Consider the following 22,506-nt stretch of genomic DNA (forward strand, 5'->3'; position numbering starts at 1 on the left):
ATTAGCTACAACATTGTTAATTAAATAGATATATTTCTTTAGGATTTAGTAATGGCAAATGGTTGTTACGCTTTGAATTTTAAGGGGAAAGTTGTTATTTTTAATGCCGAAAAATAAATGATTGAGTCCTAAGCTAAAACAACATATATTAGCCGCGCTTTTTTACAGGTAATCCTTATAACCATTTATTCAATCAGGTGTTAATCTACACTTGGTTGTAGGAGTGATATGATGACGGATAAAGTCCGTATTGATACTTTAAGTGCTAATTCATTACCACAGAGCAATGATACCTTTTTAGCAAGACAGGCTGAGTTTGAATCTAATGTCCGCAGCTATCCACGTAAACTGCCATTAGCGATCGCTAAAGCGCAGGGCGTCTGGATTACTGATGTAGAAAATAATCAATATCTTGATTGCCTGGCAGGTGCCGGAACCCTGGCGCTTGGTCATAACCATCCTGAAGTGCTGCAGAGCATTCAAAGTGTCATCACAAGCGGCTTACCGTTACATACGCTTGACCTTACCACGCCGTTAAAAGATGAATTCTCATCATATTTACTTTCTTTATTACCGGGTCAGGGCAAAGAATATTGCCTGCAGTTTACCGGTCCCTCCGGCGCAGATGCTGTTGAAGCAGCGCTGAAGCTGGCGAAGAAAGTCACCGGCCGTTCCAGCATCATCAGTTTCTCCGGCGGCTACCACGGGATGACCCACGGCGCGCTGTCCGTGACCGGCAACCTGTCGCCGAAAGAAGCGGTCAGCAACATGATGGCGGAAGTGCAGTTTATGCCGTATCCGCATCAGTACCGTTGCCCGCTGGGTATCGGCGGCGACGCTGGCGTCAAAGCATTAACCTACTACTTCGAAAACCTGATCAACGACGTTGAAAGCGGCGTGCGTAAACCGGCTGCCGTGATCCTCGAAGCGGTGCAGGGTGAAGGTGGCGTGAACCCGGCTCCGGTCGAGTGGCTGCAGCGCATTCGTAAAGTGACGCAGGAGCACGGCATTCTGCTGATCATCGATGAAGTTCAGGCGGGCTTTGCACGTACCGGTAAACTGTTCGCCTTCGAACACGCCGGTATTGAGCCAGATATCATTGTGATGTCCAAAGCGGTTGGCGGCGGTCTGCCACTGGCGGTGCTGGGCATTAAAAAGCAGTTCGATGCGTGGGCTCCGGGCCACCACACTGGTACTTTCCGCGGCAACCAGTTGGCGATGGCGACCGGTCTGACAACGCTGAAGATCCTCAAAGACGACAAGATTGCCGATAAAGTTGCTGCCCAGGGCGAGTGGCTGAAAGGCAAACTGGCTGACCTGCAGAAACGCTACCCGGTTATCGGCCAGGTGCGCGGTCTGGGTCTGATGCTCGGTCTGGAAATCGTGAAGCCGAACGAAGCGCAGGATCACATGGGCTGCTACCCGGCCGATGGCGAGCTGTCCGCGTTGCTGCAGAAAAAATGCTTCGAAAATGGGCTGATTCTGGAGCGTGGTGGCCGCAACGGTTGCGTGCTGCGCCTGTTGCCGTCACTGCTGATCACCAACGCTGAGCTGGAAATCTTCCTCGATAAATTCGAAAACGCCCTGCTGGGCGCTGGCGTGAAGCCGGTTTAAACGGAGTTGGATCGAATGTCAGACGTAAACCCGATTCTGTCCGGCTCGGCGCAAAGCATTGCAGCTTATCAGGACGCTATCGAGCAGAGTACGCAAGCGGTCGTTGAATGGTTGAAGCAGCCTGAGATGTATCAGGGTAAAACCGTTGAGCAACTGCGTGAACGTATCAACCTGAATTTTACGTCTCAGGGCCTGGGCAACCAGGCCGCTATTGAGCGTGCGGTTGAATACTTTCTCAAAGACAGCTTGTTGGTTCACCATGCGCAGTGCGTGGCGCATCTGCACTGCCCGAGCCTGGTAATAAGCCAGGCGGCGGAAGTGCTGATCAACGCCACCAACCAGAGTATGGACTCCTGGGACCAGAGCCCGTCGGCCACCATCATAGAGATCAAGCTAATCGAGTGGTTGCGTGAGCAGGTTGGATACCCGGCAGGCGATGCGGGCGTATTCACCAGCGGCGGTACACAGAGTAACCTGATGGGCCTGATGCTGGCGCGTGATGCTTTCTTCGCTCGCCAGGGGCACTCCATTCAGCAGGATGGTCTGACCGGTGATCTGAGTAAAATCAAAGTGTTCTGCTCTGAAAGCGCGCACTTCTCTGTGCAGAAGAACATGGCGCTGATGGGGCTGGGCTACCGTTCCGTCACCCAGGTGAAGACCGATGCGTTTTCACGCATGGATCTGACTGACCTGAAAGACAAGCTGGCCCAGGCGAAAGTCAACGGCGAGCAGGTGATGGCAATTGTCGCCACTGCCGGTACTACCGATGCGGGCGCAATCGATCCGTTAGCGGATATTGCAGCGCTGGCGGCAGAACATCAGATCTGGATGCACGTGGATGCAGCATGGGGCGGGGCGTTACTGCTTTCTGAGAAGTACCGTGACTTCCTGAACGGCCTTGAGCTGGCCGATTCCGTGACGCTGGATTTCCACAAGCAGTTCTTCCAGACCATCAGCTGCGGTGCGTTCCTGTTAAAAGATGCGCGCCACTACGAGCTGATGCGTTACCAGGCGGCGTATCTGAACTCTGATTTCGATGAAGAGGCTGGCGTACCAAACCTGGTATCGAAGTCGCTGCAGACCACGCGTCGTTTCGATGCGCTTAAGCTGTGGATGGGCCTCGAAGCGCTGGGCAAAAAGCAGTATGCCGAGATCATTGATAACGGTGTGACGCTGGCGCGTGATGTTGCTGAGTTTGTCAAAACCCAGCCGCATCTTGAACTGGTGATGGAACCACAGCTGGCAAGCGTGCTGTTCCGCTTCCGCCCGCAAAGTGACGACGTGGCATTTGTCGCGCTGCTGAACCAGCGTATTGGCGACGTTCTGCTGGCTTCTGGTAGCGCCAACGTCGGCGTGACCGAAGCCGATGGTGTCACCTGCCTGAAGCTAACGCTGCTCAATCCGACGGTATGTCTGGAGGATGTCAAAGTCCTGCTGGCAAGCGTGAAGGCAACGGCTGAGCAACTGCTGAACGCGTAAGCAATAAGCTTGTTATAAAAATGGCTCCCACGTACGGGAGCCATTTTTTTGTCTGTCATTTGTAATCCGGCGGCGTTTCGCCTGGCCGGGCTACACGTTAGCGGATATCTGCTAGCGCAGCATCTTTATTCGGGAAGAACGTCAGACGCCCGGCAATCGGCTGAATACCCGCGCGCGCCATGGTACGTAGCGGCTGGAATTCCAGATTACTGATGCGTAATTCACAACCTTCCGGCAGACGTTTTACAAAGCGCTGGAAGGCGTCCAGACCACCGGCATCCAGTACCGGGACCGCGTCCCACTTCAAGACTACAATGCGTTTACCTTCAATACGCGACTCGAGATCGGTAAATAATCCTTCCGCCGCGGCAAAGAACAGCGGACCAATAACGCGCAGCACCAGCACATCGTCCGGTACGTCTACGTTGACCGGCGCCAGACGCGTCATGCGCGCAATACGACGCATAAACAGCAGAGAAGCGAGAACAATACCGACGCTGATGGCAATAACCATGTCGAACAGCACCGTCAGCGACATACACATCAGCATGACAATGATGTCGTCTTTCGGCGCATGACGCAGCAAATCCACCACTTTATGCGCTTCACTCATGTTCCATGCCACCATCAGCAGTAGGGCGGCCATGGCGGAAAGCGGTAACCAGGAAAGCAGCGGTGCAAGTACCAGCAGGGCGAGGATCACCAGAATCGCGTGGATAACCGCAGAGATTGGCGAGGTCGCCCCAGCGCGGACGTTTGCCGCAGAGCGGGCAATTGCTGCTGTGGCGGTGATGCCGCCAAAGAACGGTGCCACGATGTTACCCAGCCCCTGGCCAATCAACTCGCTGTTAGCTTTATGCTTGGTGCCGGTCATCCCATCGAGTACGACGGCGCACAGCAGAGATTCAATTGCCCCCAGCATCGCCATCGAGAAGGCTGCCGGTAACAGCGCCTGTAACGAGCTCCAGCTCAGGGTAAAGTTTGATTCCGGCATATTCCACGGCAGGACCAACTGCGGCAGCAGTTGTGGGATACCGTTACCCTGTGAGCCGTCAGCCAGAATGTAGTGGAACTGCGAACCAATGGTGGCGACATGGCCGCCGGTCAGGTTCACGATACCCATTACCGCACAGCCAGCCAGCAGCGCGGGAAGGTGGCCCGGCAGTCGGATCCCCAGGCGCGGCCAGAAAATCAAGATCCCTAGCGTCACTACGCCAATGGCGGCATCACCGAAGTTAATGGTTGGCAAGGCCATAAACAGCGCGCCAACCTTCTGCAGATAGTGCTCCGGGACATGGGCCATCTGCAGGCCAAGAAAATCTTTAATCTGCATGGTACCGATGGTGATACCAATACCCGATGTAAAACCTAACGTTACCGACACGGGGATATATTCGATCAGGCGGCCAAAACGAGCGAGGCCGAAAAGGATCAGGAATATCCCGGACATCAGCGTGGCAACCAGCAGGCCTGCCAGCCCAAACTGTTGCGACACCGGATACAGAATGACCACGAAGGCGGCGGTTGGGCCAGATACGCTAAAGCGCGATCCCCCGGTAAGGGCGATAACAATCCCAGCGACGGCTGAGGTATACAGGCCGTACTGCGGCGCAACGCCACTGCCTATTGCCAGGGCCATTGCCAGCGGAATGGCGATGATCCCAACGGTTATCCCGGCGATCAGGTCACGGGTAAAGCGAGAAGCGGTATATTTTTCTTTCCAACAAGCGTCGATGAGGGCGCGGAAAGGCATCACATGTGAGGAAAATAATCTGTTCACAATAATGTTTCATCCATGAGCGCATCATCTGTCAACTAAATGGCAGGTGAAGGAGGCATAAGTCATACAAATAAGTATTGCAGATAAAAAAACCCGCCGCAGCGGGTTTTTGAGCCGGGCTCGATTAATGCTCGAACATAGCAGAGATGGATTCTTCGTTGCTGATACGACGAATCGCTTCGGCCAGCATACCCGACAGGGTCAATGTACGCACGTTTGGCAGCGCTTTGATTTCGTCAGTCAGTGGAATAGTGTCACAGACAACGACTTCATCAATCACTGAGTTGCGCAGGTTGTTTGCCGCATTACCTGAGAAGATCGGGTGAGTAGCGTAAGCAAATACGCGTTTAGCACCACGTTCTTTCAGTGCTTCTGCTGCTTTGCACAGCGTACCGCCGGTATCGATCATGTCATCAACCAGAACACAGTCACGACCTGCAACGTCACCAATAATGTGCATCACCTGAGAAACGTTCGCACGCGGGCGACGTTTGTCGATGATAGCCATGTCGGTATCGTTCAGCAGTTTAGCGATAGCGCGGGCACGCACGACACCACCGATATCCGGAGAAACCACAATCGGGTTGTCCAGGTTCAGCTGCAGCATGTCTTCTAACAGGATCGGGCTACCGAATACGTTATCAACCGGTACGTCAAAGAAGCCCTGGATCTGTTCAGCATGCAGGTCAACGGTGAGGACGCGGTCAACGCCAACGCTGGACAGGAAATCAGCGACGACTTTAGCGGTAATCGGTACACGAGCGGAACGTACGCGACGATCCTGACGTGCATAGCCGAAGTAAGGAATAACGGCGGTGATACGGCCTGCGGAAGCACGGCGCAGCGCATCAACCATAACGACCAATTCCATCAGGTTGTCGTTAGTAGGGGCACAAGTGGACTGGATGATGAAAATATCACCACCGCGTACATTTTCATTAATTTGTACGCTGACTTCGCCGTCGCTAAAGCGACCTACAGCGGCGTCGCCGAGTGAAGTGTACAGGCGGTTGGCAATACGTTGTGCTAGTTCCGGGGTGGCGTTACCAGCAAAAAGCTTCATATCAGGCACGAGAAGAACCTCAGGCATGCGTCCATTGGTGGAAAGAATCTGCCGAAAACTGTGCGGGCCAGGCAGTATCCTCTCCATGCGGTGTATTAAAGAGCGCGATGCAACGTCTGGAACAGGGTGACGTTGTCACCGCAACTCAGCTTGCCCGGCTTACTCTTTATCTTTCGCGTTTCATTTGCGCTGGCATCAATTCCTCACACCAGTTACATACTGAAGTTGTATGCACCTGGCGATTCGTCGTTTCGCCATTTTCCTGAAACCCGAAGGATTTAGAGTAACGCTCTGTGCAATGGGGAGAGGTTGACGCCTTTCGCCACAAAGCCTTTGAGCCATTCCGGGGCTTGCTCAAGCACCTGGCGAGCACGAGACTCAGTGTCAAATTCAGCAAAGACACAAGCCCCTGTACCAGTCAGGCGCGACGGCGCGTATTCTAACAGCCAGGAAAGCGCCGCATCAACCTCGCGAAAACGTTTTCTTGCGATAACCTCGCAATCATTGCCGAATTCACATTTTAGTAACGTTTTTATTGACCTTTTTGGCGTGTTGCGGGGGAGGTCGGGATCGTTAAAAATCACCGGTGTCGGAATACTGACTCCCGGATGTGCAACCAGATACCACTTTTCCTCAGGCTCGACCGGCGTCAGAATTTCGCCAACACCTTCGGCAAAGGCCGCATGGCCGCGCACGAATACGGGAACATCCGCCCCCAGCGTTAAGCCGAGTGCCGCCAGTTCATCAACCGAAAGTCCGCACTGCCAGAGATGATTCAACGCCACCAGAACGGTTGCCGCATTAGACGAACCTCCGCCAAGACCGCCGCCCATCGGCAGGCGTTTGTCGATACTGATGTCCGCACCACTCCCTTTGGGAAGGCGATTGCTTTCAGATGCCGCTTTCATCAGCGAACGTGCCGCACGGACGATCAGATTGTCTTCATGCGCAACGCCTTCCACTGGGGTTAACAGGTGAATTTCGCCGTCGCTACGCGGTGTAATATCTATCGTGTCGCCATAATCAAGAAACTGAAATAAGGTCTGCAGCGTGTGGTAACCGTCCGCACGCTGTCCGGTGATGTATAAAAACAAATTCAGTTTTGCCGGAGAGGGCCAATGGGTCATCATTTCACAATCCAGTTATCCATTTTCAGCTTAATACGCTGGGAACCGTCGGACAGCTCCATGTTTGCTGGCATCGCAGGCTGGGTTTTGCTGTCGTAGGCGCTATAGACCACTTTCCAGTTTTTACCGTCTTTGCTGTAGTTCACTTCACTCAGACGATATTGGTCGTCGAGCTTATAATCGGTGGCGTCACCTGGCAGACCAAGGATCCATTGGCGCAAGCTGTTTAATGGGATAGGCATGCCGGTCAGTTTGCCAATCATCTCTTCAGCGTCGTCGGCGGTGTAATGCTTGCCTTTGTTATCGACCAGTTCGACGTTGCCAGGCTGCGCATTAAGTTCCAGTTCCGTGCTGCCCAGTGGGTTGGTCAGCAGGAGACGATAGCGATCCTGACCGGTTTGCTGCCAGAAAAAGCGGGCATACACTTTCTGTTGATCGGAAATATAGGCAAACGCACCACGCGTCTGATACTGGTTCAGGGCGCGAACTTCCTGTTGGTGCTGGCGCCACTGCGGAGAATCGGGGCTTTTACCGGGACCTTTAGGCGCGTTGAGCGTACAGGCAGTAAGAACCAGGGCCGCCAGCGGCAGCAGGCGAATCAGGCGAAAATCAGGCAGGGTCATAATGATGACAAATCCTTGAGATACGTTGCAGTTATAACTCTTAATGCTAGCGCCGCCATCAGACATCGTCTACGTTCAAGTTATCTTAAATCGCTTAAATTTGTGCACTAAGCTATTACTCCAAAAGGGGTCAGTCTCTTTTATTGACCGCACGCATCCTGTATGATGCACCCAGTCTAACCTTATCAACGCTGGTACTATTCCCGCACACATGACCCTTTTAGCGCTTGGTATTAACCATAAAACGGCACCTGTATCGCTGCGAGAACGCGTAACGTTTTCGCCGGATACGCTCGATCAGGCGCTGGACAGCCTGCTCGCGCAGCCAATGGTGCAGGGTGGGGTAGTGCTGTCGACGTGTAACCGCACGGAGCTGTATCTCAGCGTTGAAGAGCAGGATAACCTGCAAGAAGCGCTGGTTCGCTGGCTGTGTGAATACCATAACCTCAATGAAGAAGATCTGCGCAACAGCTTGTACTGGCACCAGGACAACGACGCAGTCAGTCATTTGATGCGTGTTGCCAGCGGTCTGGATTCACTGGTGCTCGGTGAACCGCAAATTCTGGGGCAGGTGAAAAAAGCGTTTGCGGATTCGCAAAAAGGTCACCTGAACGCCAGTGCGCTGGAACGCATGTTCCAGAAATCATTCTCTGTCGCAAAACGTGTACGTACAGAAACTGACATCGGCGCCAGCGCCGTGTCGGTGGCGTTTGCCGCCTGTACCCTGGCGCGGCAGATATTTGAATCGCTCTCCACGGTAACCGTGCTGTTAGTCGGTGCGGGCGAAACCATTGAGCTGGTAGCGCGACATCTGCGCGAGCACAAAGTCAAGAAGATGATCATCGCCAACCGCACTCGCGAGCGTGCGCAGGTGCTGGCGGATGAAGTCGGCGCCGAGGTGATTTCACTGAGTGATATAGACGCGCGTTTACAGGATGCCGATATCATTATCAGTTCTACCGCCAGTCCGCTGCCGATTATCGGCAAAGGAATGGTGGAACGTGCGCTTAAAAACCGCCGCAATCAGCCTATGTTGCTGGTGGATATCGCCGTACCGCGCGATGTCGAGCCGGAAGTGGGTAAATTGTCTAACGCCTATCTGTACAGCGTTGATGACCTGCAAAGCATTATTTCGCATAACCTGGCCCAGCGCAAAGCGGCGGCGGTGGAAGCCGAAACGATAGTGGAGCAGGAAGCCAGCGAGTTTATGGCCTGGCTACGCGCCCAGGGCGCAAGCGACACTATCCGCGAGTATCGCAGTCAGTCAGAACAGATCCGTGATGAACTGACCGCCAAAGCGTTGGCCGCTCTTCAACAGGGCGGTGATGCGCAAGCCATTATGCAGGATCTGGCCTGGAAACTGACCAATCGCCTGATTCATGCACCAACCAAATCACTTCAACAGGCCGCCCGTGACGGGGATAGTGAACGCCTGAATATTCTGCGCGACAGCCTCGGGCTGGAGTAGCAGCACACCAATCTTATTTTTTACAGGGTGCATTTACGCCTATGAAGCCTTCTATCGTTGCCAAACTGGAAGCCCTGCATGAACGCCATGAAGAAGTTCAGGCGCTGCTCGGTGATGCGGGGACTATCGCAGACCAGGATCGCTTTCGTGCGCTGTCGCGCGAATATGCGCAATTAAGCGATGTATCTCGCTGTTTTACGGACTGGCAACAGGTTCAGGAAGATATCGAGACGGCTCAGATGATGCTCGACGATCCTGAAATGCGTGAAATGGCGCAGGATGAACTGCGCGAAGCAAAAGAGAAATGTGAGCAGCTGGAACAGCATCTGCAGGTCCTGCTATTACCTAAAGATCCCGATGACGAACGTAACGCCTTCCTCGAAGTGCGCGCGGGAACCGGTGGTGATGAAGCGGCGCTGTTTGCCGGCGATCTGTTCCGCATGTACAGCCGCTACGCTGAATCGCGTCGCTGGCGGGTTGAGATCATGAGCGCCAGCGAAGGCGAGCATGGCGGGTTTAAAGAAGTCATTGCCAAGATTAGCGGCGAAGGCGTTTACGGGCGACTGAAGTTTGAGTCTGGCGGCCATCGCGTGCAGCGCGTACCTGCGACGGAATCGCAGGGGCGTATTCATACCTCTGCCTGTACGGTCGCGGTTATGCCGGAACTGCCGGATGCCGAACTGCCGGACATCAACCCGGCCGATCTGCGTATTGACACCTTCCGTTCATCAGGTGCGGGCGGTCAGCACGTTAACACCACCGACTCCGCAATCCGTATTACCCACTTACCGACCGGTATCGTGGTGGAATGCCAGGACGAACGTTCACAGCATAAAAACAAAGCCAAAGCGATGTCGGTGCTGGGGGCGCGAATTCGTGCCGCCGAAGTGGCAAGACGTCAACAGGCGGAAGCCTCTGAACGTCGTAACCTGTTGGGCAGTGGCGATCGCAGCGATCGTAACCGTACCTATAACTTCCCGCAGGGTCGTGTGACCGATCACCGCATTAACCTGACGCTCTACCGTCTGGATGAAGCGATGGAAGGCAAACTGGATATGCTCATTGAGCCGATTGTCCAGGAATACCAGGCCGACCAACTGGCGGCGTTGTCCGAGCAGGATTAATGGATTATCAGCACTGGCTGCGTGAAGCAATTAGCCAATTACAGGCAAGCGAAAGCCCGCGCCGTGACGCCGAGATTTTACTCGAGTTTGTTACTGGCAAAGGGCGCACCTTTATTCTGGCTTTCGGCGAAACGGAGTTAACCGAGGCGCAGCGTCAACAGCTTGATACGTTACTGGAGCGGCGTCAGCGGGGAGAGCCGGTGGCGCACTTAACCGGCGTGCGTGAGTTCTGGTCGCTGCCGCTATTTGTGTCTCCAGCCACGCTTATTCCGCGTCCGGATACCGAGTGTCTGGTGGAGCAGGCGCTGGCTCGCCTGCCGGCCTCAGCGTGTCGTATTCTTGATTTAGGAACCGGCACGGGTGCCATTGCGCTGGCGCTGGCAACCGAGCGTCCAGATTGTGCAGTGACTGCTGTAGACCGCATGCCTGATGCCGTGGCACTGGCTATTCGCAACAAGCAGCAACTGGGCATCGACAATGTTTGCGTGCTGCAAAGCAACTGGTTCAGCGCATTGCAGGGACAGCAGTTTGACATGATTGTCAGCAATCCGCCGTATATCGACGAGCAGGATCCGCACCTGGCACAAGGCGACGTTCGCTTTGAACCGCTGTCGGCACTGGTGGCGAGCGATCAGGGGCTGGCGGATATCGTGCATATCATTGACCAGTCTCAGCGCGTATTAACGCCCGGCGGCTATCTGTTGTTGGAACATGGTTGGCAACAGGGCGAGGCCGTCCGTGACGCTTTTACTCGTGCAGGTTACCTGGCGGTTGAAACCTGTCGTGACTATGGCGGCAACGAGCGAATTACGCTTGGACGCATCCCATCATGAGTACCTTCGGTGTGTTACTCAACGTCCATCTCATCAGCATTGCGCTTTCGGTTGGTTTGCTGACGCTGCGATTTTGGTGGCGTTACACCGACTCGCGCCTTGCCTGCGCGCGCTGGACGCGCATCGTGCCGCCGGTTGTCGATACCGTTTTATTACTCAGCGGCGTAGCGTTAATGGTTAAAGCGCACGTCCTGCCATTCACTGAGCACGGGACATGGCTGACTGAAAAGCTGTTTGGGGTTATCATTTACATCGTTTTGGGTTTTATTGCGCTCGATTATCGTCGGGCGCGCAGTCAGCAGGCGCGATTAATCGCTTTTCCGCTGGCGCTGGTGGTGCTGTACATCATCATTAAACTCGCCACCACAAAAATACCGTTACTGGGGTAAGCATGAGGTCGTTAGCTGATTTCGAATTTAATAAAGCGCCATTGTGTGATGGGATGATCCTGGCGTCGGAGTCTATCCGTCTGGATTTTCCAACACAAACTGTCTATGACGAACTGGAACGTCTGGTCAGTCTGGCGCAAGAAGAAATTAGCCAGCTCCTGTCTCAGGATGAGCAACTGGAAAAACTGCTGGCACTTTTTTACGGCGAATGGGGGTTTACGGATACCCACGGCGTCTATCGTCTTTCTGATGCACTATGGCTTGATCAGGTACTGAAAAATCGTCAGGGCAGTGCCGTATCCCTGGGCGCGATCTTATTGTGGATTGCCAACCGACTGGAACTGCCGCTGGTGCCGGTGATTTTCCCGACACAACTCATCCTGCGTATTGAATCGCTCGATGGCGAAATGTGGCTAATCAATCCGTTCAATGGCGAAACGTTAAATGAGCACACGCTGGAAGTGTGGCTGAAGGGGAATATCAGCCCGGTCGCGGAGCTGTTTAACGAAGACCTGGATGAGGCGGATAATGCAGAAGTAATTCGAAAGCTGCTCGATACGCTGAAATCATCGCTGATGGAAGAGCGACAAATGGAGCTGGCGCTGCGTGCCAGCGAAGCACTATTACAGTTTAATCCTGAAGATCCGTATGAAATACGCGATCGTGGATTAATTTACGCGCAACTGGAGTGTGAACATGTTGCGCTGACCGATTTAAGTTATTTCGTTGAACAGTGTCCGGAAGACCCGATCAGCGAAATGATTCGTGCGCAGATTAATACTATTTCGCACAAGCAAATTGTATTGCATTGATTAATGACACTTTACCTACCGTTTAAGGCGATCCTATGAAACAAAAAGTGGTTAGCATTGGCGACATCAACGTGGCAAATGACCTGCCGTTCGTGCTGTTTGGCGGAATGAACGTGCTGGAATCCCGCGATCTGGCGATGCGCATTTGTGAGCACTACGTAACCGTTACTCAAAAGCTGGGTATCCCTTACGTGTTCAAAGCCTCCTTTGATAAAGCCAACCGTTCTTCCATCCACTCTTACCGTGGACCGGGCCTTGAAGAAGGGATGAAAATCTTCCAGGAACTGAAGCAGACTTTTGGCGTAAAAGTGATCACCGACGTTCACGAAGCCAGCCAGGCTCAGCCTGTTGCTGACGTGGTGGATGTGATTCAGCTGCCGGCCTTCCTCGCTCGTCAGACCGATCTGGTGGAAGCGATGGCGAAAACCGGTGCCGTTATCAACGTGAAAAAACCGCAGTTCGTAAGCCCGGGCCAGATGGGCAATATCGTGGATAAATTCCATGAAGGCGGCAACGACAAAGTAATTCTGTGCGACCGTGGCGCGAACTTTGGTTATGACAACCTGGTTGTGGATATGCTGGGCTTCAGCGTGATGAAGAAAGTTTCTGGCAACTCGCCGGTGATTTTTGACGTTACCCATGCGCTGCAATGCCGTGACCCGTTTGGAGCAGCAAGCGGCGGTCGTCGTGCGCAGGTTACCGAACTGGCGCGCGCAGGTATGGCGGTAGGTCTGGCCGGTCTGTTTATTGAAGCGCATCCGGATCCAGCCAATGCGAAATGCGATGGTCCATCCGCGCTGCCGCTGGCGAAACTGGAACAGTTCCTGACCCAGATTAAAGCGATTGATGACCTGGTAAAAAGCTTCGACGAGCTGGATACCGAGAACTAAGAAAGTATTGCAGTCCGGAGAGATATCTCTTCGGACTGCTGTTTAAGAAAAGTGTTAAGGGTGGCCGTCAGGCGCCAAACGCACCGTCAATTGTATGCATTGCCCCCGTCACAAACCCAGCCTCAGGGCCTGCAAGCCAGGCAACCATTCCCGCAACTTCCTCTGGACGGCCATGTCGTTTTAGCGCCATAAAACTGTGCATCACCTCTTTCAGTGGGCCATCTTCCGGGTTGGCATCGGTATCAATAGGACCCGGTTGAACCACGTTTACCGTAATACTGCGCGGGCCAAAATCACGTGCCAGCCCCCGGGCCAGCCCTTGCAGCGCTGATTTGCTCACTGCATAAGAGGCCAGGCCAGCAAGAGGCATACGGTCGCCATTCACAGAGCCAATAATGATAATGCGTCCGCCGTCAGGCATCTGTCGTGCCGCTTCCACGGCCGCATAGTATGGGGAGTGAATGTTAATTCGGAACAGGCGCTCAACGTCATCCGGATCCTGCTCCAGCGCATCACCAAACAGAATAATGCCTGCATTAACTACCAGCACGTCCAGCGGGCCGCTTTCGCGTACCCGGTTGATGACGGCGTTACGATCGGCGCTATCGGTTTGCGCTGTCTGGGTACCCGTCTCATCAGCAAGCGCTTTGGCAGCGTCAGGGGAGCCTGAATAGGTAAAGGTAACCGATGCGCCATCCGCGGCAAAACGGCGCACGATAGCCGCGCCAATCCCACGACTGCCGCCAAGAACCAGAACTGACTTGCCGTTAAAAGAAGACATGAGGTACTCCTTGAACAATTATGTAGTGATCGATATATAATAGGTGCACAGTTTTCTGTCAATGGATTTGTAATGAGCACTACAAAATGTACTCGTGCACCTGGACGCCCACGTAATTTTGATCCAGAAATGGCCGTTGCCAAAGTACAACCCTTGTTTCACGCACATGGCTATGACGCAGTTAGCGTGGCGGATGTCACCGCGGCGTTGTCGATCAAGCCCCCCAGTTTCTATGCTGCTTTTGGGAACAAAATCGGTCTTTATAAACGTGTTCTTGACCGCTACGTACAAACTGAGGCAATCCCTTTTGATGACATTCTGCGTCCCGACAAACCGGTTTCTGAATGTCTTACCGATCTGCTTGAAGAGGCGGCGCGACGTTATGCCGCAGATCCGCATGCGCCGGGATGTTTGGTCCTGGAGGGCACGCACAGTAACGATCCGCAGGCGAGGAAGGTCGCGTGGAATTTCTACTCGGCTGCCGAATATAAAATTCACGACTTTATCGCACAGCGGCATCCTAAAGAGGCTGACAGCCTGACTGATTACGTCAGTACCACAATGCTTGGCCTGTCGGGAAAAGCGCGTTGCGAGCATTCGTTCGAACGTCTGCTAGCCAGCGCGCGAATCGCCAGCGTAGCGGTGCGGCATCAGCTTTCCAGATGATCATCACATGATAAGGTAGATAAATATGATGGGGAAAATGGGAACTTAATCAGGCGGTGCCTCATATCAACCCGCATCAGAGCAGGGGGTTATCGTTGTAGGTGGTACTGATGCGACGCGGATTGGCATTGCTGAAGTTTGCGGGTAGGTAAGCTCGCCGATTTTGCGGTGCTTAATCAGGATATTATGGCTATTCCGGCAGATAAATTGCACCAAACGGAGTCGTTATTAATGTTTGTCGATGGCCAACAGGTTTATCCGGAGCAGTGAGCGGTAAAAGAAAACGGCCCTGCGAAGGGCCGTGGGTTCTACCAGAAAAACTAATCAGGCAAATATCGTCATCAGATAGGCGATAAACAGCGCCAGATGCGCCGCACCGTTAAGCACGTTGGTGCGTCCGGTGGAGAAAGAGATGTGGCACAGTACCAGTGATGAAACCATCACAATCATCTCTGGCGCGCCCAGCGCAAAGACCAAATCATTCCCGGTTGCCCATGCGATCAGGGTCACTACCGGAACGGTCAGTGAAATGGTGGCTAATACTGAACCGAAGAACAAATTCATCGCCCGCTGTACCTGGTTGCTCAGAACCGCTTTCAGCGCACCCAGACCTTCAGGGGAGAGGATCAGCAATGCGACCAGGAAACCGGTAAATGCCACTGGGGCATTCAGTTCAGTCAGCAATGTCTCCAGCGGGCTGGCGTTCATTTTGGTCACGGCAATAACAGCGATCAGATGAATGATAAGCCAGGCGGCATGCCACATATTGCTGTGGGCTGACGGTTTACCGTGATGCGGATCGTCATCGTCACCCTCGTCTTCATGCTCATAAATGAACAGGCTCTGATGCGTTTTAGTTTGTATCAGCAAAAATACGCCGTACATCGCCGCAGAAATTAATGCCACTAATAGCGCCTGCGCGGTAGTGAAATTTGCACCCGGTAAAGCCATCGGGAACACCAGTACAATAATGGCCAGCGGAAACAGGGCGATTAAATACTGCTTAATACCAAACAGATTCATATACTGAGTGGCAAATTTACGGCCACCTAACAGTAATGAAAAACCGACCAGGCCGCCGGTTACGATCATAATGATTGAATATAGCGTATCGCGCATGAGCGTAGGCGCTGCATCGCCGGTCGCCATTAATGCGGAGATTAAGCTGACTTCAAGAATAACAACGGACAGGCTGAGGATCAGCGACCCGTAGGGTTCGCCAAGTCGATGTGCTAATACATCCGCATGACGGACAACGCTGAATGCGCTGCTTAATATACCAATAAGGGCCAGCGCATTAATACCGATGACCACTGGTAGTGACTGACTGCTCCCCCAGAAGAACAGTACTACCAGCGCCAAAATCGGGAAGACGAGAGAGGTCTCCTTGTGGCGGGTTTTTACCGCCTCATGTACGTGTGTCATTGAACTAATTCTCCATCTCTGCAGGTATTTATAATTATAAAAGTATTAAAGAATGTAAAAAATAACAGAACTTTCGGTATTTCCGATCTGATTTTACGTAATTTTACGGCATGGACCATTTTTTGCATCCGAGCGAATGAAATTGCATATCTTGTTTAGAGAATATTTAAATAACAACACATTAGATTTTAGCATCCACAAAAATTGATGATCGTACTGATACAAATGATAGTGCAGGACGTACCACCGCGAGAGGATATAAAGTGCCGTTGACACTTTGTTCCCTTGCAAGCGAGCGGTGAATTGCCTATTGTCCAGCTATTGGTTTCAAAATGAGCAGTAAAAAAGCTCGGAAGGCGTCAAAAAAGTTGTCGCAGGGAAGCTGCAGTGGCGGAGGTGTAAGGTGTTAACGCGTGATTTTTTATTGAATGCCGACTGTAAGACGGCATTTGGTGCTATTGAAGAATCACTACTCTGGTCAGCGGAACAACGTGCAGCCTCACTGGCTGCCACGCTCGCTTGCCGACCAGATGATGGACCGGTGTGGATCTTCGGTTATGGATCATTGATGTGGAACCCGGCCTTAGAGTTTGAAGAGTCCTGTACCGGGACGTTAGTCGGTTGGCACCGTGCTTTTTGTTTGCGCCTGACGGCGGGGCGAGGAACGGCGTGTCAGCCAGGACGTATGCTGGCCCTGAAAGAAGGCGGACGCACCACCGGTGTGGCCTACCGTTTGCCGGACGCGTCCCTGGAACAAGAGCTTTCACTGCTGTGGAAGCGAGAAATGATCACCGGCTGTTATCTGCCGACCTGGTGTCAGTTGGCGCTTGATGACGGCAGGACGGTGAACGCACTGGTCTTTATTATGGATCCGCGTCATCCGCTGTTTGAGTCAGACACGCGCGCGCAGGTGATTGCGCCGCTTATCGCCACGGCGAGCGGACCTTTAGGCACCAACGCCCAGTATCTGTTCTCACTGGAACAAGAGCTGGTCAAGTTGGGGATGCAGGATGATTGTCTTAACGATCTGGTGATCACGGTCAAACGATTGTTGGGAGAGAATCTGCCGGAAGGTGTTATGCGTCCAGGGTTTGCCTGAATCCAGCCAGGAACTGAATGCCCGAAAGCCAGGCGCTTTTCGGGCAATTAACGCTTAGGCTGCAATATAACTTATTGAATGCTCGAGCGACTGGCTATGGCTGTCGATCAGCACATTCCATACGCCGGTATACGGTACGGTTAACCATGCGTTATCACGATCCTGCACGCTTAAAATGTCGGACTGCGTGTCTTTGACGTGATTTTTCTCGCTCATCAGATGGATGTGACAGCGCTCGGAACAGCGCACAACCACCGTATCGCCACCAAATAACTTTAAACTCGCCTTCACTAATGCCATTTTTCACCCCGTTCTTGAAAACAACGTACTTTCTGTCGAAAGTGCTGCGTGATGTTGTTCACATTTCACTCATTGCATAACACCAAAGGGGGAGCAACAGGATGCTGATTTTGATCAAAAAATGGCATAACGATTAAACAAAAGTGACAAAATCCCTCAAAAGGGTTGAAAGGGCGTGCTAACGTTCAACGAAACCGCGCCCATCTACGATTAAATCCGGAAATTATCGACACTCTCAGTGAGCTTGCCTGAAGCGGTGTATCAGAAGGTCAGCACTTTATCTGCAGCCAGCGTCCATTGAGCCAGTTCTACCAGCGTGCCGACGGCTACTCCGTCAATTAACGGCAGCGTCGTGATCCCACGGCCATCGGTGCAGGTTTTGCACAGTTTGACCGGCACATTTTGCGCCGTCAGGATCTCCAGCATTTGCTGAATATTGTATCCTTCTGCAGGTTTCTGACCTCGTAATCCCGCGGTTACCGCGTCCGACATTAAAAACAGACGCAGGTCGAGATCCGCTTCCTGTTCGCGCAGGGCGATGGCCAGACGCAGGCTGTTAAATAACGATTCGCTTCCATAGGCCGCACCGTTCGCGACGATCACTATCTTTTGCATTTTTACTCCTGTTGTCAGGGGGGCATGGATATTGCTTGTCCTCAGGGATAACCCGTTATCGGTGAGGGCAGAGATGATGACAAATGCACAAAATTTCGGCGCGACGCAATGGTTTCGCCATGCCCGCCAGCTTGAGAACACCCAGCTTCGCCAACTGGCACAGTCCGGTAAGTTGGTGATGCGCATTAGCCATCTGGTGCATATGCTACAGTGCGAACGCGGTGCATCCAATATCTGGTTGTGTTCTCAAGGTACGCTTTATGATCGGGAGGTCCGTGCCAGTCGGGCGCTGGTGGATGAAGAGTGTCGGCAACTGCATATCCTTTTCCAGCACATTATGCCGGTGGCGGGCAGCGCGTTGTGCCACCGTATTGCTGGCACCGTCTGGTGCCTCGATCAGCTAACGACGCTGCGTGAGTCTGTCAGCGGGCAGACTATCGATGCACAGCAGGCGATGGAGCAGTACAGCCGGACGTTACGCCATCTGCTGGGTATTGTGCCGCAGCTTAACGACAGCATTGATTATCCCCATGTCGCAGGTGGGCTGGTGGCGCTGTACAGTTTTATGCAGGGTAAAGAGCTGGTAGGACAAGAGCGGGCGTTAGGGGCCATTGGCTTTACCCAGGGCGAATTTAACCCTCAAATGCGCCAGGAACTGGTGGACAGAATAGACGGGCAGCAGCCGTGCTTTGATACCTTTATCTCCCTGGCTTCGCCTGTACTGGTGCAGCATTTTCGTCAGCAATGCGAGGCATCGGGCGCCATCGAACAACTGCGACGCCAGGCCTGTACGCGACAACCCCAACTCGATAACGGTGAACGCGCGCTACGCTGGTTTACCCTGCAAACGCAGCGGCTTGAACAATTACGCCATCTCGAAGAGATGTTGATTACCGAATTGCTGAATGTCGTGGCGCGTCGGCTGGCGGAAGAAACCTACGCTTTGCCGCTCGACAACTGGCTTGACGACCGTGCTGACGAACCCCTCTCGCTGCGCCGGGATAAACAATTATTGCGGGTTGTTCGCCAGCAGGCTCGCCAGCTGGAGCAAATGAGCGCCCAACTTGCCTCATTGCAGGACGCCTTAGAGGAGCGCAAGGTGATTGATAAAGCAAAAAGCATCCTGATGAATCACCAGCAGGTCAGCGAAGAACAGGCGTGGCAGCTATTGCGAAAAATGGCGATGGATAAAAACCAACGGATGGTCGATATCGCCCGGGCATTGCTTACCGTTAAATCCCTGATGCAGGGATAGCGACTGCACAACAGGCGGGCAGTGTCTGCCATATTTGGGTGCACCGCGGCGTCTGGTACGCGTCGAACCCGCTAAAACCGCCAGTGTAATTCTGGCATCTGAATTGCATTCACTCATACAGACAATTTAGCAGCAGGCCAACGGCGGTCTGACTGTTTTGAGGATAAAGGCGTCCCGCAATGCTTAGGCATTGTTGGACGCCTTTTTTTATGGGGAGCATGTATGGGTGACAGAACAGTTTCGTTAACGCGGCGGCGGTTTTTACAGGCAAGTGCCGTGATGGGGGCCAGCTCGCTGATTCCAGGACTGATGTCTTCGGTCTGGGCGGCAGGGTCTGATGCGCCGGAGATGACTACCGTTCGGGTCGGTTTTATTCCGCTAACCGACTGCGCGCCGCTGGTTATCGCCACGTTGAAAGGTTTTGATAAAAAATACGGCATTACGCTGGTGCCGACCAAAGAGGCCAGTTGGGCCGCAGTGCGTGACAAACTGGTCTCTGGAGAGCTGGATGCGGCTCATGTTCTGTACGGCCTGTTGTATGGCCTGGAACTGGGTATTGCCAGTAAAGCGCAGCCCATGGCCAATCTGATGACGCTCAATCAGAACGGTCAAGCGATCACGCTCTCCGCAACGCTGCTGGAGCAGGGCATTACCGATGCGTCTGCGCTGAAGAAACGGATCGTCTCGCAGGCGCCCGGAACCTATACCTTCGCGCACACCTTTCCCACAGGCACACATGCCATGTGGCTCTATTACTGGCTGGCCAGCGCTGACATCAATCCTTTCACCGATGTTCGCACCGTTGTGGTACCGCCTCCGCAAATGGTGATGAACATGCGCATTGGCAATATGAGTGGCTTCTGCGTCGGCGAGCCGTGGAATGCGCGGGCGATCAACGACCGCATTGGTTTTACCGCGGCGACATCCCAGGATATCTGGCCCGACCATCCGGAAAAAGTACTCGGTACGCGCCGGGAGTGGGTAGAAAAATATCCACATACTGCCCGGGCACTGGTTAGCGCGCTGCTTGAGGCATCGCGCTGGATAGACGCCAGTGAAGCCAATAAACGCGAAACAGCACAAATTCTGGCGCGCCGGGCCTGGCTCAATACCAAAGAAAGCTATCTGACGGCGAGAATGCTGGGCGAGTACGACAACGGTGCCGGTCGTCGCTGGCAGGATCCGCATGCCATACGCTTTTTTCGCGACGGCGAGGTGAGTTTTCCCTGGCATTCCGATGGCATGTGGTTTCTGACCCAGTTCCGCCGTTGGGGATTGTTAAAGCAACAACCGGATTATGCAGCCATTGCCGCGCGCATCAACCGGACCGATATCTGGCGCGATGCGGCAGCTGCGGTTGGTGGGATAACACCGCCTGCGCAATTGCTACGCACCAGTACGCTGATGGACGGTTCCGTATGGGATGGCCGCAATCCAGAAGCCTATGCCAACAGTTTTACCCTCCACCGTACAGGAGCCTGAGATGAAACAAAATACGCAGCTTAAATCCCCTGAGCCGGTAGTCGGTGAGGTCATCACGCTATCAACGATGAAGGTCAGAAAGCGCAAAATGCCATGGTCAATGTGGCTTAGTACATGGCTAAGACGCGCCGTACCCGCTCTGCTGGGGATTGCCTTGCTGGTGGTGTGCTGGCAACTTGCCGCCATCAACAGCAAAGGATTTCCGACGCCGCTGAGCACCCTGGATTCAGCCCTGACGTTGTTTGCCGATCCGTTCTATAACGGCGGGCCGAATGATATGGGTATCGGCTGGAACGTGCTGGCGTCGTTGCAACGGGTCGCGATCGGTTTCGGATTAGCGGCGCTGGTGGGGATTCCGCTGGGCTTTCTGATTGGGCGTTTCACCTTCTTTTCGCACATGTTTTCGCCGCTGATTGCGCTGTTGCGCCCGGTCAGTCCGCTGGCCTGGCTGCCGATTGGACTGCTGTTGTTTCAAAAAGCGGAACCCGCATCGAGCTGGACCATCTTTATCTGCTCTATATGGCCGATGGTGATCAACACCGCCGAAGGGGTGCGGAGAATCCCTGACGATTACCTCAACGTAGCTCGCGTATTGCAACTCTCTGAGTGGACGGTGATGCGGCGGATACTTTTCCCCGCCGTGCTTCCGGCGATCCTCACTGGCGTACGCCTGTCGATTGGCATCGCCTGGTTGGTGATTGTGGCAGCAGAAATGCTCACCGGCGGGTTAGGGATTGGTTTTTGGATCTGGAATGAGTGGAACAACCTTAACGTCGAAAACATTCTCATTGCTATCGTCATCATCGGCGTTGTCGGTCTGCTGCTTGAGCAGGGGCTAATGCTGGTGGCACGTCGTTATAGCTGGCAGGAAAAATAAGGAGACAACATGAAACCCATTATTCAGGTCCAGGCGGTCAGCCAACGTTTTTCTACCGCCAGCGGTGAGTTCCTCGCGCTACACAATGTCTCTTTTGATATCCATGAAGGGGAGACAGTGAGTTTGATTGGTCACTCCGGTTGCGGAAAGTCGACGCTTTTGAATCTGATTGCCGGCATTACGTTACCAACTGAAGGTGGCCTGATTTGCGATAACCGCGAAATCGCCGGGCCGGGGCCTGAGCGGGCGGTCGTTTTCCAAAATCATTCGCTGCTGCCATGGCTGACCTGTTTCGACAACGTAGCCCTGGCCGTCGATCAGGTATTTCGCCACACCATGAGTAAAGCCGAGCGACGTGAGTGGATCGAACACAACCTGCACCGCGTCCAGATGGGGCACGCGATGCACAAACACCCCGGTGAAGTCTCTGGTGGGATGAAGCAACGCGTGGGTATTGCCCGGGCACTGGCGATGAAACCCAAAGTCCTGCTTATGGATGAACCGTTTGGCGCACTGGATGCGCTCACCAGGGCACATTTGCAGGATACGGTGATGCACATCCAGCAGTCGCTGAATACCACCATTGTGCTGATCACTCACGACGTTGATGAAGCGGTGCTACTTTCCGACCGGGTTCTGATGATGACCAACGGGCCAGCGGCGACGGTGGGCGAGATCTTGACGGTTGATTTACCGCGCCCACGCAATCGGGTCCAGCTTGCCGATGACAGCCGATACCACCACCTGCGACAACGCATTCTCCATTTTCTATATGAGAAACAGCCGAAGGCGGCGTAAGGAGGG

General features: G+C 53.6%; 23 protein-coding genes. 15 read left to right on the forward strand and 8 right to left on the reverse strand.

From position 1 onward, the window contains the following. Positions 1 to 228: 228 nt before the first annotated feature. Both OGY71_RS03075 and OGY71_RS03080 read left to right on the forward strand, forming a co-directional pair. Entirely contained in the window at positions 229 to 1,614 is a 1,386-nt protein-coding gene (locus tag OGY71_RS03075) for a diaminobutyrate--2-oxoglutarate transaminase (RefSeq protein WP_286612822.1), read from the forward strand. Positions 1,615 to 1,629: 15 nt separating this feature from the next. Then, entirely contained in the window at positions 1,630 to 3,093 is a 1,464-nt protein-coding gene (locus OGY71_RS03080; protein ID WP_410198768.1) for a pyridoxal phosphate-dependent decarboxylase family protein, read from the forward strand. A 97-nt stretch (positions 3,094 to 3,190) separates the two neighbouring features. Here the strand turns inward: OGY71_RS03080 and dauA are convergent, their stop codons facing one another. From dauA to lolB, 4 genes are all read right to left on the reverse strand, one after another. Then, entirely contained in the window at positions 3,191 to 4,873 is a 1,683-nt protein-coding gene (gene dauA / locus OGY71_RS03085; RefSeq protein WP_071692414.1) for a C4-dicarboxylic acid transporter DauA, read from the reverse strand. Between the two features lie 124 nt (positions 4,874 to 4,997). After that, positions 4,998 to 5,945, reverse strand: coding sequence for a ribose-phosphate diphosphokinase (gene prs / locus OGY71_RS03090; protein ID WP_001518537.1), 948 nt, complete (start codon positions 5,943 to 5,945; stop codon positions 4,998 to 5,000). Between the two features lie 269 nt (positions 5,946 to 6,214). Then, the gene (gene ispE / locus OGY71_RS03095; protein WP_003833423.1) at positions 6,215 to 7,066 is read right to left on the reverse strand and encodes a 4-(cytidine 5'-diphospho)-2-C-methyl-D-erythritol kinase; all 852 of its coding nucleotides are present in this window, start codon (positions 7,064 to 7,066) and stop codon (positions 6,215 to 6,217) included. Further along, on the reverse strand, positions 7,063 to 7,686 hold the full coding sequence (gene lolB / locus OGY71_RS03100; RefSeq protein WP_003833422.1) for a lipoprotein insertase outer membrane protein LolB: 624 nt from the start codon (positions 7,684 to 7,686) through the stop codon (positions 7,063 to 7,065). Before lolB ends, ispE begins: the two co-directional genes overlap by 4 nt. A gap of 211 nt (positions 7,687 to 7,897) precedes the next feature. On the opposite strand from lolB, the gene hemA reads away from it, so the two are divergent. From hemA to kdsA, 6 genes are read left to right on the forward strand one after another with little or no spacing between them, the layout of a single operon-like run. After that, positions 7,898 to 9,154 (forward strand): glutamyl-tRNA reductase, encoded by a 1,257-nt coding sequence (gene hemA / locus OGY71_RS03105; RefSeq protein ID WP_003833420.1) that lies wholly within the window; start codon positions 7,898 to 7,900, stop codon positions 9,152 to 9,154. Between the two features lie 41 nt (positions 9,155 to 9,195). Further along, complete coding sequence (prfA, locus tag OGY71_RS03110) at positions 9,196 to 10,278, forward strand: peptide chain release factor 1 (RefSeq protein ID WP_003020786.1); 1,083 nt, start codon at positions 9,196 to 9,198, stop codon at positions 10,276 to 10,278. Further along, positions 10,278 to 11,111: a peptide chain release factor N(5)-glutamine methyltransferase gene (gene prmC, locus OGY71_RS03115; protein WP_003833416.1), complete on the forward strand. Its 834-nt coding sequence runs from the start codon at positions 10,278 to 10,280 to the stop codon at positions 11,109 to 11,111. Before prfA ends, prmC begins: the two co-directional genes overlap by 1 nt. Further along, positions 11,108 to 11,500: an invasion regulator SirB2 gene (gene sirB2, locus OGY71_RS03120; RefSeq protein WP_003833414.1), complete on the forward strand. Its 393-nt coding sequence runs from the start codon at positions 11,108 to 11,110 to the stop codon at positions 11,498 to 11,500. The genes prmC and sirB2 overlap by 4 nt, the downstream gene beginning before the upstream one ends. Before the next feature lie 2 nt (positions 11,501 to 11,502). Beyond that, positions 11,503 to 12,312 (forward strand): invasion regulator SirB1, encoded by an 810-nt coding sequence (gene sirB1, locus OGY71_RS03125; RefSeq protein ID WP_003020775.1) that lies wholly within the window; start codon positions 11,503 to 11,505, stop codon positions 12,310 to 12,312. Between the two features lie 35 nt (positions 12,313 to 12,347). Next, positions 12,348 to 13,202, forward strand: coding sequence for a 3-deoxy-8-phosphooctulonate synthase (gene kdsA / locus OGY71_RS03130; protein WP_003020772.1), 855 nt, complete (start codon positions 12,348 to 12,350; stop codon positions 13,200 to 13,202). Between the two features lie 67 nt (positions 13,203 to 13,269). Here kdsA and bdcA read toward each other — a convergent pair whose 3' ends face one another. Next, on the reverse strand, positions 13,270 to 13,983 hold the full coding sequence (gene bdcA, locus OGY71_RS03135) for an SDR family oxidoreductase (RefSeq protein WP_003833410.1): 714 nt from the start codon (positions 13,981 to 13,983) through the stop codon (positions 13,270 to 13,272). A 72-nt stretch (positions 13,984 to 14,055) separates the two neighbouring features. Here bdcA and OGY71_RS03140 point away from each other — a divergent pair, with 72 nt between their 5' ends. Next, positions 14,056 to 14,649, forward strand: a complete 594-nt coding sequence (locus tag OGY71_RS03140; RefSeq protein ID WP_206159575.1) for a TetR/AcrR family transcriptional regulator — start codon at positions 14,056 to 14,058, stop codon at positions 14,647 to 14,649. A gap of 186 nt (positions 14,650 to 14,835) precedes the next feature. Further along, positions 14,836 to 14,919 carry a hypothetical protein gene (locus tag OGY71_RS03145; RefSeq protein ID WP_236115527.1) on the forward strand — a complete coding sequence of 28 codons (84 nt, stop codon included), beginning with the start codon at positions 14,836 to 14,838 and terminating at the stop codon, positions 14,917 to 14,919. Between the two features lie 54 nt (positions 14,920 to 14,973). Here OGY71_RS03145 and chaA read toward each other — a convergent pair whose 3' ends face one another. Continuing rightward, positions 14,974 to 16,074 (reverse strand): sodium-potassium/proton antiporter ChaA, encoded by a 1,101-nt coding sequence (chaA, locus tag OGY71_RS03150; RefSeq protein ID WP_003833407.1) that lies wholly within the window; start codon positions 16,072 to 16,074, stop codon positions 14,974 to 14,976. Between the two features lie 403 nt (positions 16,075 to 16,477). Here chaA and OGY71_RS03155 point away from each other — a divergent pair, with 403 nt between their 5' ends. After that, positions 16,478 to 17,173: a gamma-glutamylcyclotransferase gene (locus OGY71_RS03155; RefSeq protein ID WP_003833406.1), complete on the forward strand. Its 696-nt coding sequence runs from the start codon at positions 16,478 to 16,480 to the stop codon at positions 17,171 to 17,173. Between the two features lie 54 nt (positions 17,174 to 17,227). On the opposite strand, the gene OGY71_RS03160 is transcribed toward OGY71_RS03155, so the two are convergent. Together OGY71_RS03160 and OGY71_RS03165 are read right to left on the reverse strand one after the other, a co-directional pair. After that, positions 17,228 to 17,473 carry a DUF1883 domain-containing protein gene (locus OGY71_RS03160; RefSeq protein ID WP_003833405.1) on the reverse strand — a complete coding sequence of 82 codons (246 nt, stop codon included), beginning with the start codon at positions 17,471 to 17,473 and terminating at the stop codon, positions 17,228 to 17,230. Positions 17,474 to 17,734: 261 nt separating this feature from the next. Continuing rightward, positions 17,735 to 18,088, reverse strand: a complete 354-nt coding sequence (locus OGY71_RS03165; RefSeq protein ID WP_003833402.1) for a DsrE/DsrF/TusD sulfur relay family protein — start codon at positions 18,086 to 18,088, stop codon at positions 17,735 to 17,737. Between the two features lie 73 nt (positions 18,089 to 18,161). Here OGY71_RS03165 and nasR point away from each other — a divergent pair, with 73 nt between their 5' ends. The 4 genes from nasR to OGY71_RS03185 all read left to right on the forward strand — a co-directional run bounded on the left by nasR (position 18,162) and on the right by OGY71_RS03185 (position 22,500). Further along, the gene (nasR, locus tag OGY71_RS03170; RefSeq protein ID WP_063940838.1) at positions 18,162 to 19,343 is read left to right on the forward strand and encodes a nitrate regulatory protein NasR; all 1,182 of its coding nucleotides are present in this window, start codon (positions 18,162 to 18,164) and stop codon (positions 19,341 to 19,343) included. Between the two features lie 222 nt (positions 19,344 to 19,565). After that, entirely contained in the window at positions 19,566 to 20,825 is a 1,260-nt protein-coding gene (locus OGY71_RS03175; RefSeq protein ID WP_267441061.1) for a CmpA/NrtA family ABC transporter substrate-binding protein, read from the forward strand. A gap of 1 nt (position 20,826) precedes the next feature. Further along, a complete protein-coding gene (gene ntrB / locus OGY71_RS03180; RefSeq protein ID WP_008784966.1) occupies positions 20,827 to 21,702 on the forward strand; it encodes a nitrate ABC transporter permease in 876 nt (291 codons plus the stop codon). Positions 21,703 to 21,711: 9 nt separating this feature from the next. Further along, the gene (locus OGY71_RS03185) at positions 21,712 to 22,500 is read left to right on the forward strand and encodes an ABC transporter ATP-binding protein (protein WP_003833396.1); all 789 of its coding nucleotides are present in this window, start codon (positions 21,712 to 21,714) and stop codon (positions 22,498 to 22,500) included. Positions 22,501 to 22,506 lie beyond the last annotated feature (6 nt).

Origin of the sequence: Citrobacter sp. Cpo109 (genome assembly GCF_030332565.1) — a bacterium.
GTDB lineage: Bacteria > Pseudomonadota > Gammaproteobacteria > Enterobacterales > Enterobacteriaceae > Citrobacter > Citrobacter portucalensis.

What these genes read in the sequence shown, in the direction of transcription:
- OGY71_RS03175 (WP_267441061.1), top strand. Translation starts at nt 19,566, where the DNA reads ATGGGTGACAGAACAGTTTCGTTAACGCGGCGGCGGTTTTTACAGGCA.
- OGY71_RS03140 (WP_206159575.1), top strand. Translation starts at nt 14,056, where the DNA reads ATGAGCACTACAAAATGTACTCGTGCACCTGGACGCCCACGTAATTTT.
- sirB2 (WP_003833414.1), top strand. Translation starts at nt 11,108, where the DNA reads ATGAGTACCTTCGGTGTGTTACTCAACGTCCATCTCATCAGCATTGCG.
- prfA (WP_003020786.1), top strand. Translation starts at nt 9,196, where the DNA reads ATGAAGCCTTCTATCGTTGCCAAACTGGAAGCCCTGCATGAACGCCAT.
- ispE (WP_003833423.1), bottom strand. Translation starts at nt 7,066, where the DNA reads ATGATGACCCATTGGCCCTCTCCGGCAAAACTGAATTTGTTTTTATAC.
- bdcA (WP_003833410.1), bottom strand. Translation starts at nt 13,983, where the DNA reads ATGTCTTCTTTTAACGGCAAGTCAGTTCTGGTTCTTGGCGGCAGTCGT.
- hemA (WP_003833420.1), top strand. Translation starts at nt 7,898, where the DNA reads ATGACCCTTTTAGCGCTTGGTATTAACCATAAAACGGCACCTGTATCG.
- OGY71_RS03145 (WP_236115527.1), top strand. Translation starts at nt 14,836, where the DNA reads ATGGCTATTCCGGCAGATAAATTGCACCAAACGGAGTCGTTATTAATG.
- chaA (WP_003833407.1), bottom strand. Translation starts at nt 16,074, where the DNA reads ATGACACACGTACATGAGGCGGTAAAAACCCGCCACAAGGAGACCTCT.
- OGY71_RS03160 (WP_003833405.1), bottom strand. Translation starts at nt 17,473, where the DNA reads ATGGCATTAGTGAAGGCGAGTTTAAAGTTATTTGGTGGCGATACGGTG.
- lolB (WP_003833422.1), bottom strand. Translation starts at nt 7,686, where the DNA reads ATGACCCTGCCTGATTTTCGCCTGATTCGCCTGCTGCCGCTGGCGGCC.
- OGY71_RS03165 (WP_003833402.1), bottom strand. Translation starts at nt 18,088, where the DNA reads ATGCAAAAGATAGTGATCGTCGCGAACGGTGCGGCCTATGGAAGCGAA.
- kdsA (WP_003020772.1), top strand. Translation starts at nt 12,348, where the DNA reads ATGAAACAAAAAGTGGTTAGCATTGGCGACATCAACGTGGCAAATGAC.
- prmC (WP_003833416.1), top strand. Translation starts at nt 10,278, where the DNA reads ATGGATTATCAGCACTGGCTGCGTGAAGCAATTAGCCAATTACAGGCA.
- OGY71_RS03185 (WP_003833396.1), top strand. Translation starts at nt 21,712, where the DNA reads ATGAAACCCATTATTCAGGTCCAGGCGGTCAGCCAACGTTTTTCTACC.
- ntrB (WP_008784966.1), top strand. Translation starts at nt 20,827, where the DNA reads ATGAAACAAAATACGCAGCTTAAATCCCCTGAGCCGGTAGTCGGTGAG.
- nasR (WP_063940838.1), top strand. Translation starts at nt 18,162, where the DNA reads ATGATGACAAATGCACAAAATTTCGGCGCGACGCAATGGTTTCGCCAT.
- sirB1 (WP_003020775.1), top strand. Translation starts at nt 11,503, where the DNA reads ATGAGGTCGTTAGCTGATTTCGAATTTAATAAAGCGCCATTGTGTGAT.
- OGY71_RS03075 (WP_286612822.1), top strand. Translation starts at nt 229, where the DNA reads ATGATGACGGATAAAGTCCGTATTGATACTTTAAGTGCTAATTCATTA.
- OGY71_RS03080 (WP_410198768.1), top strand. Translation starts at nt 1,630, where the DNA reads ATGTCAGACGTAAACCCGATTCTGTCCGGCTCGGCGCAAAGCATTGCA.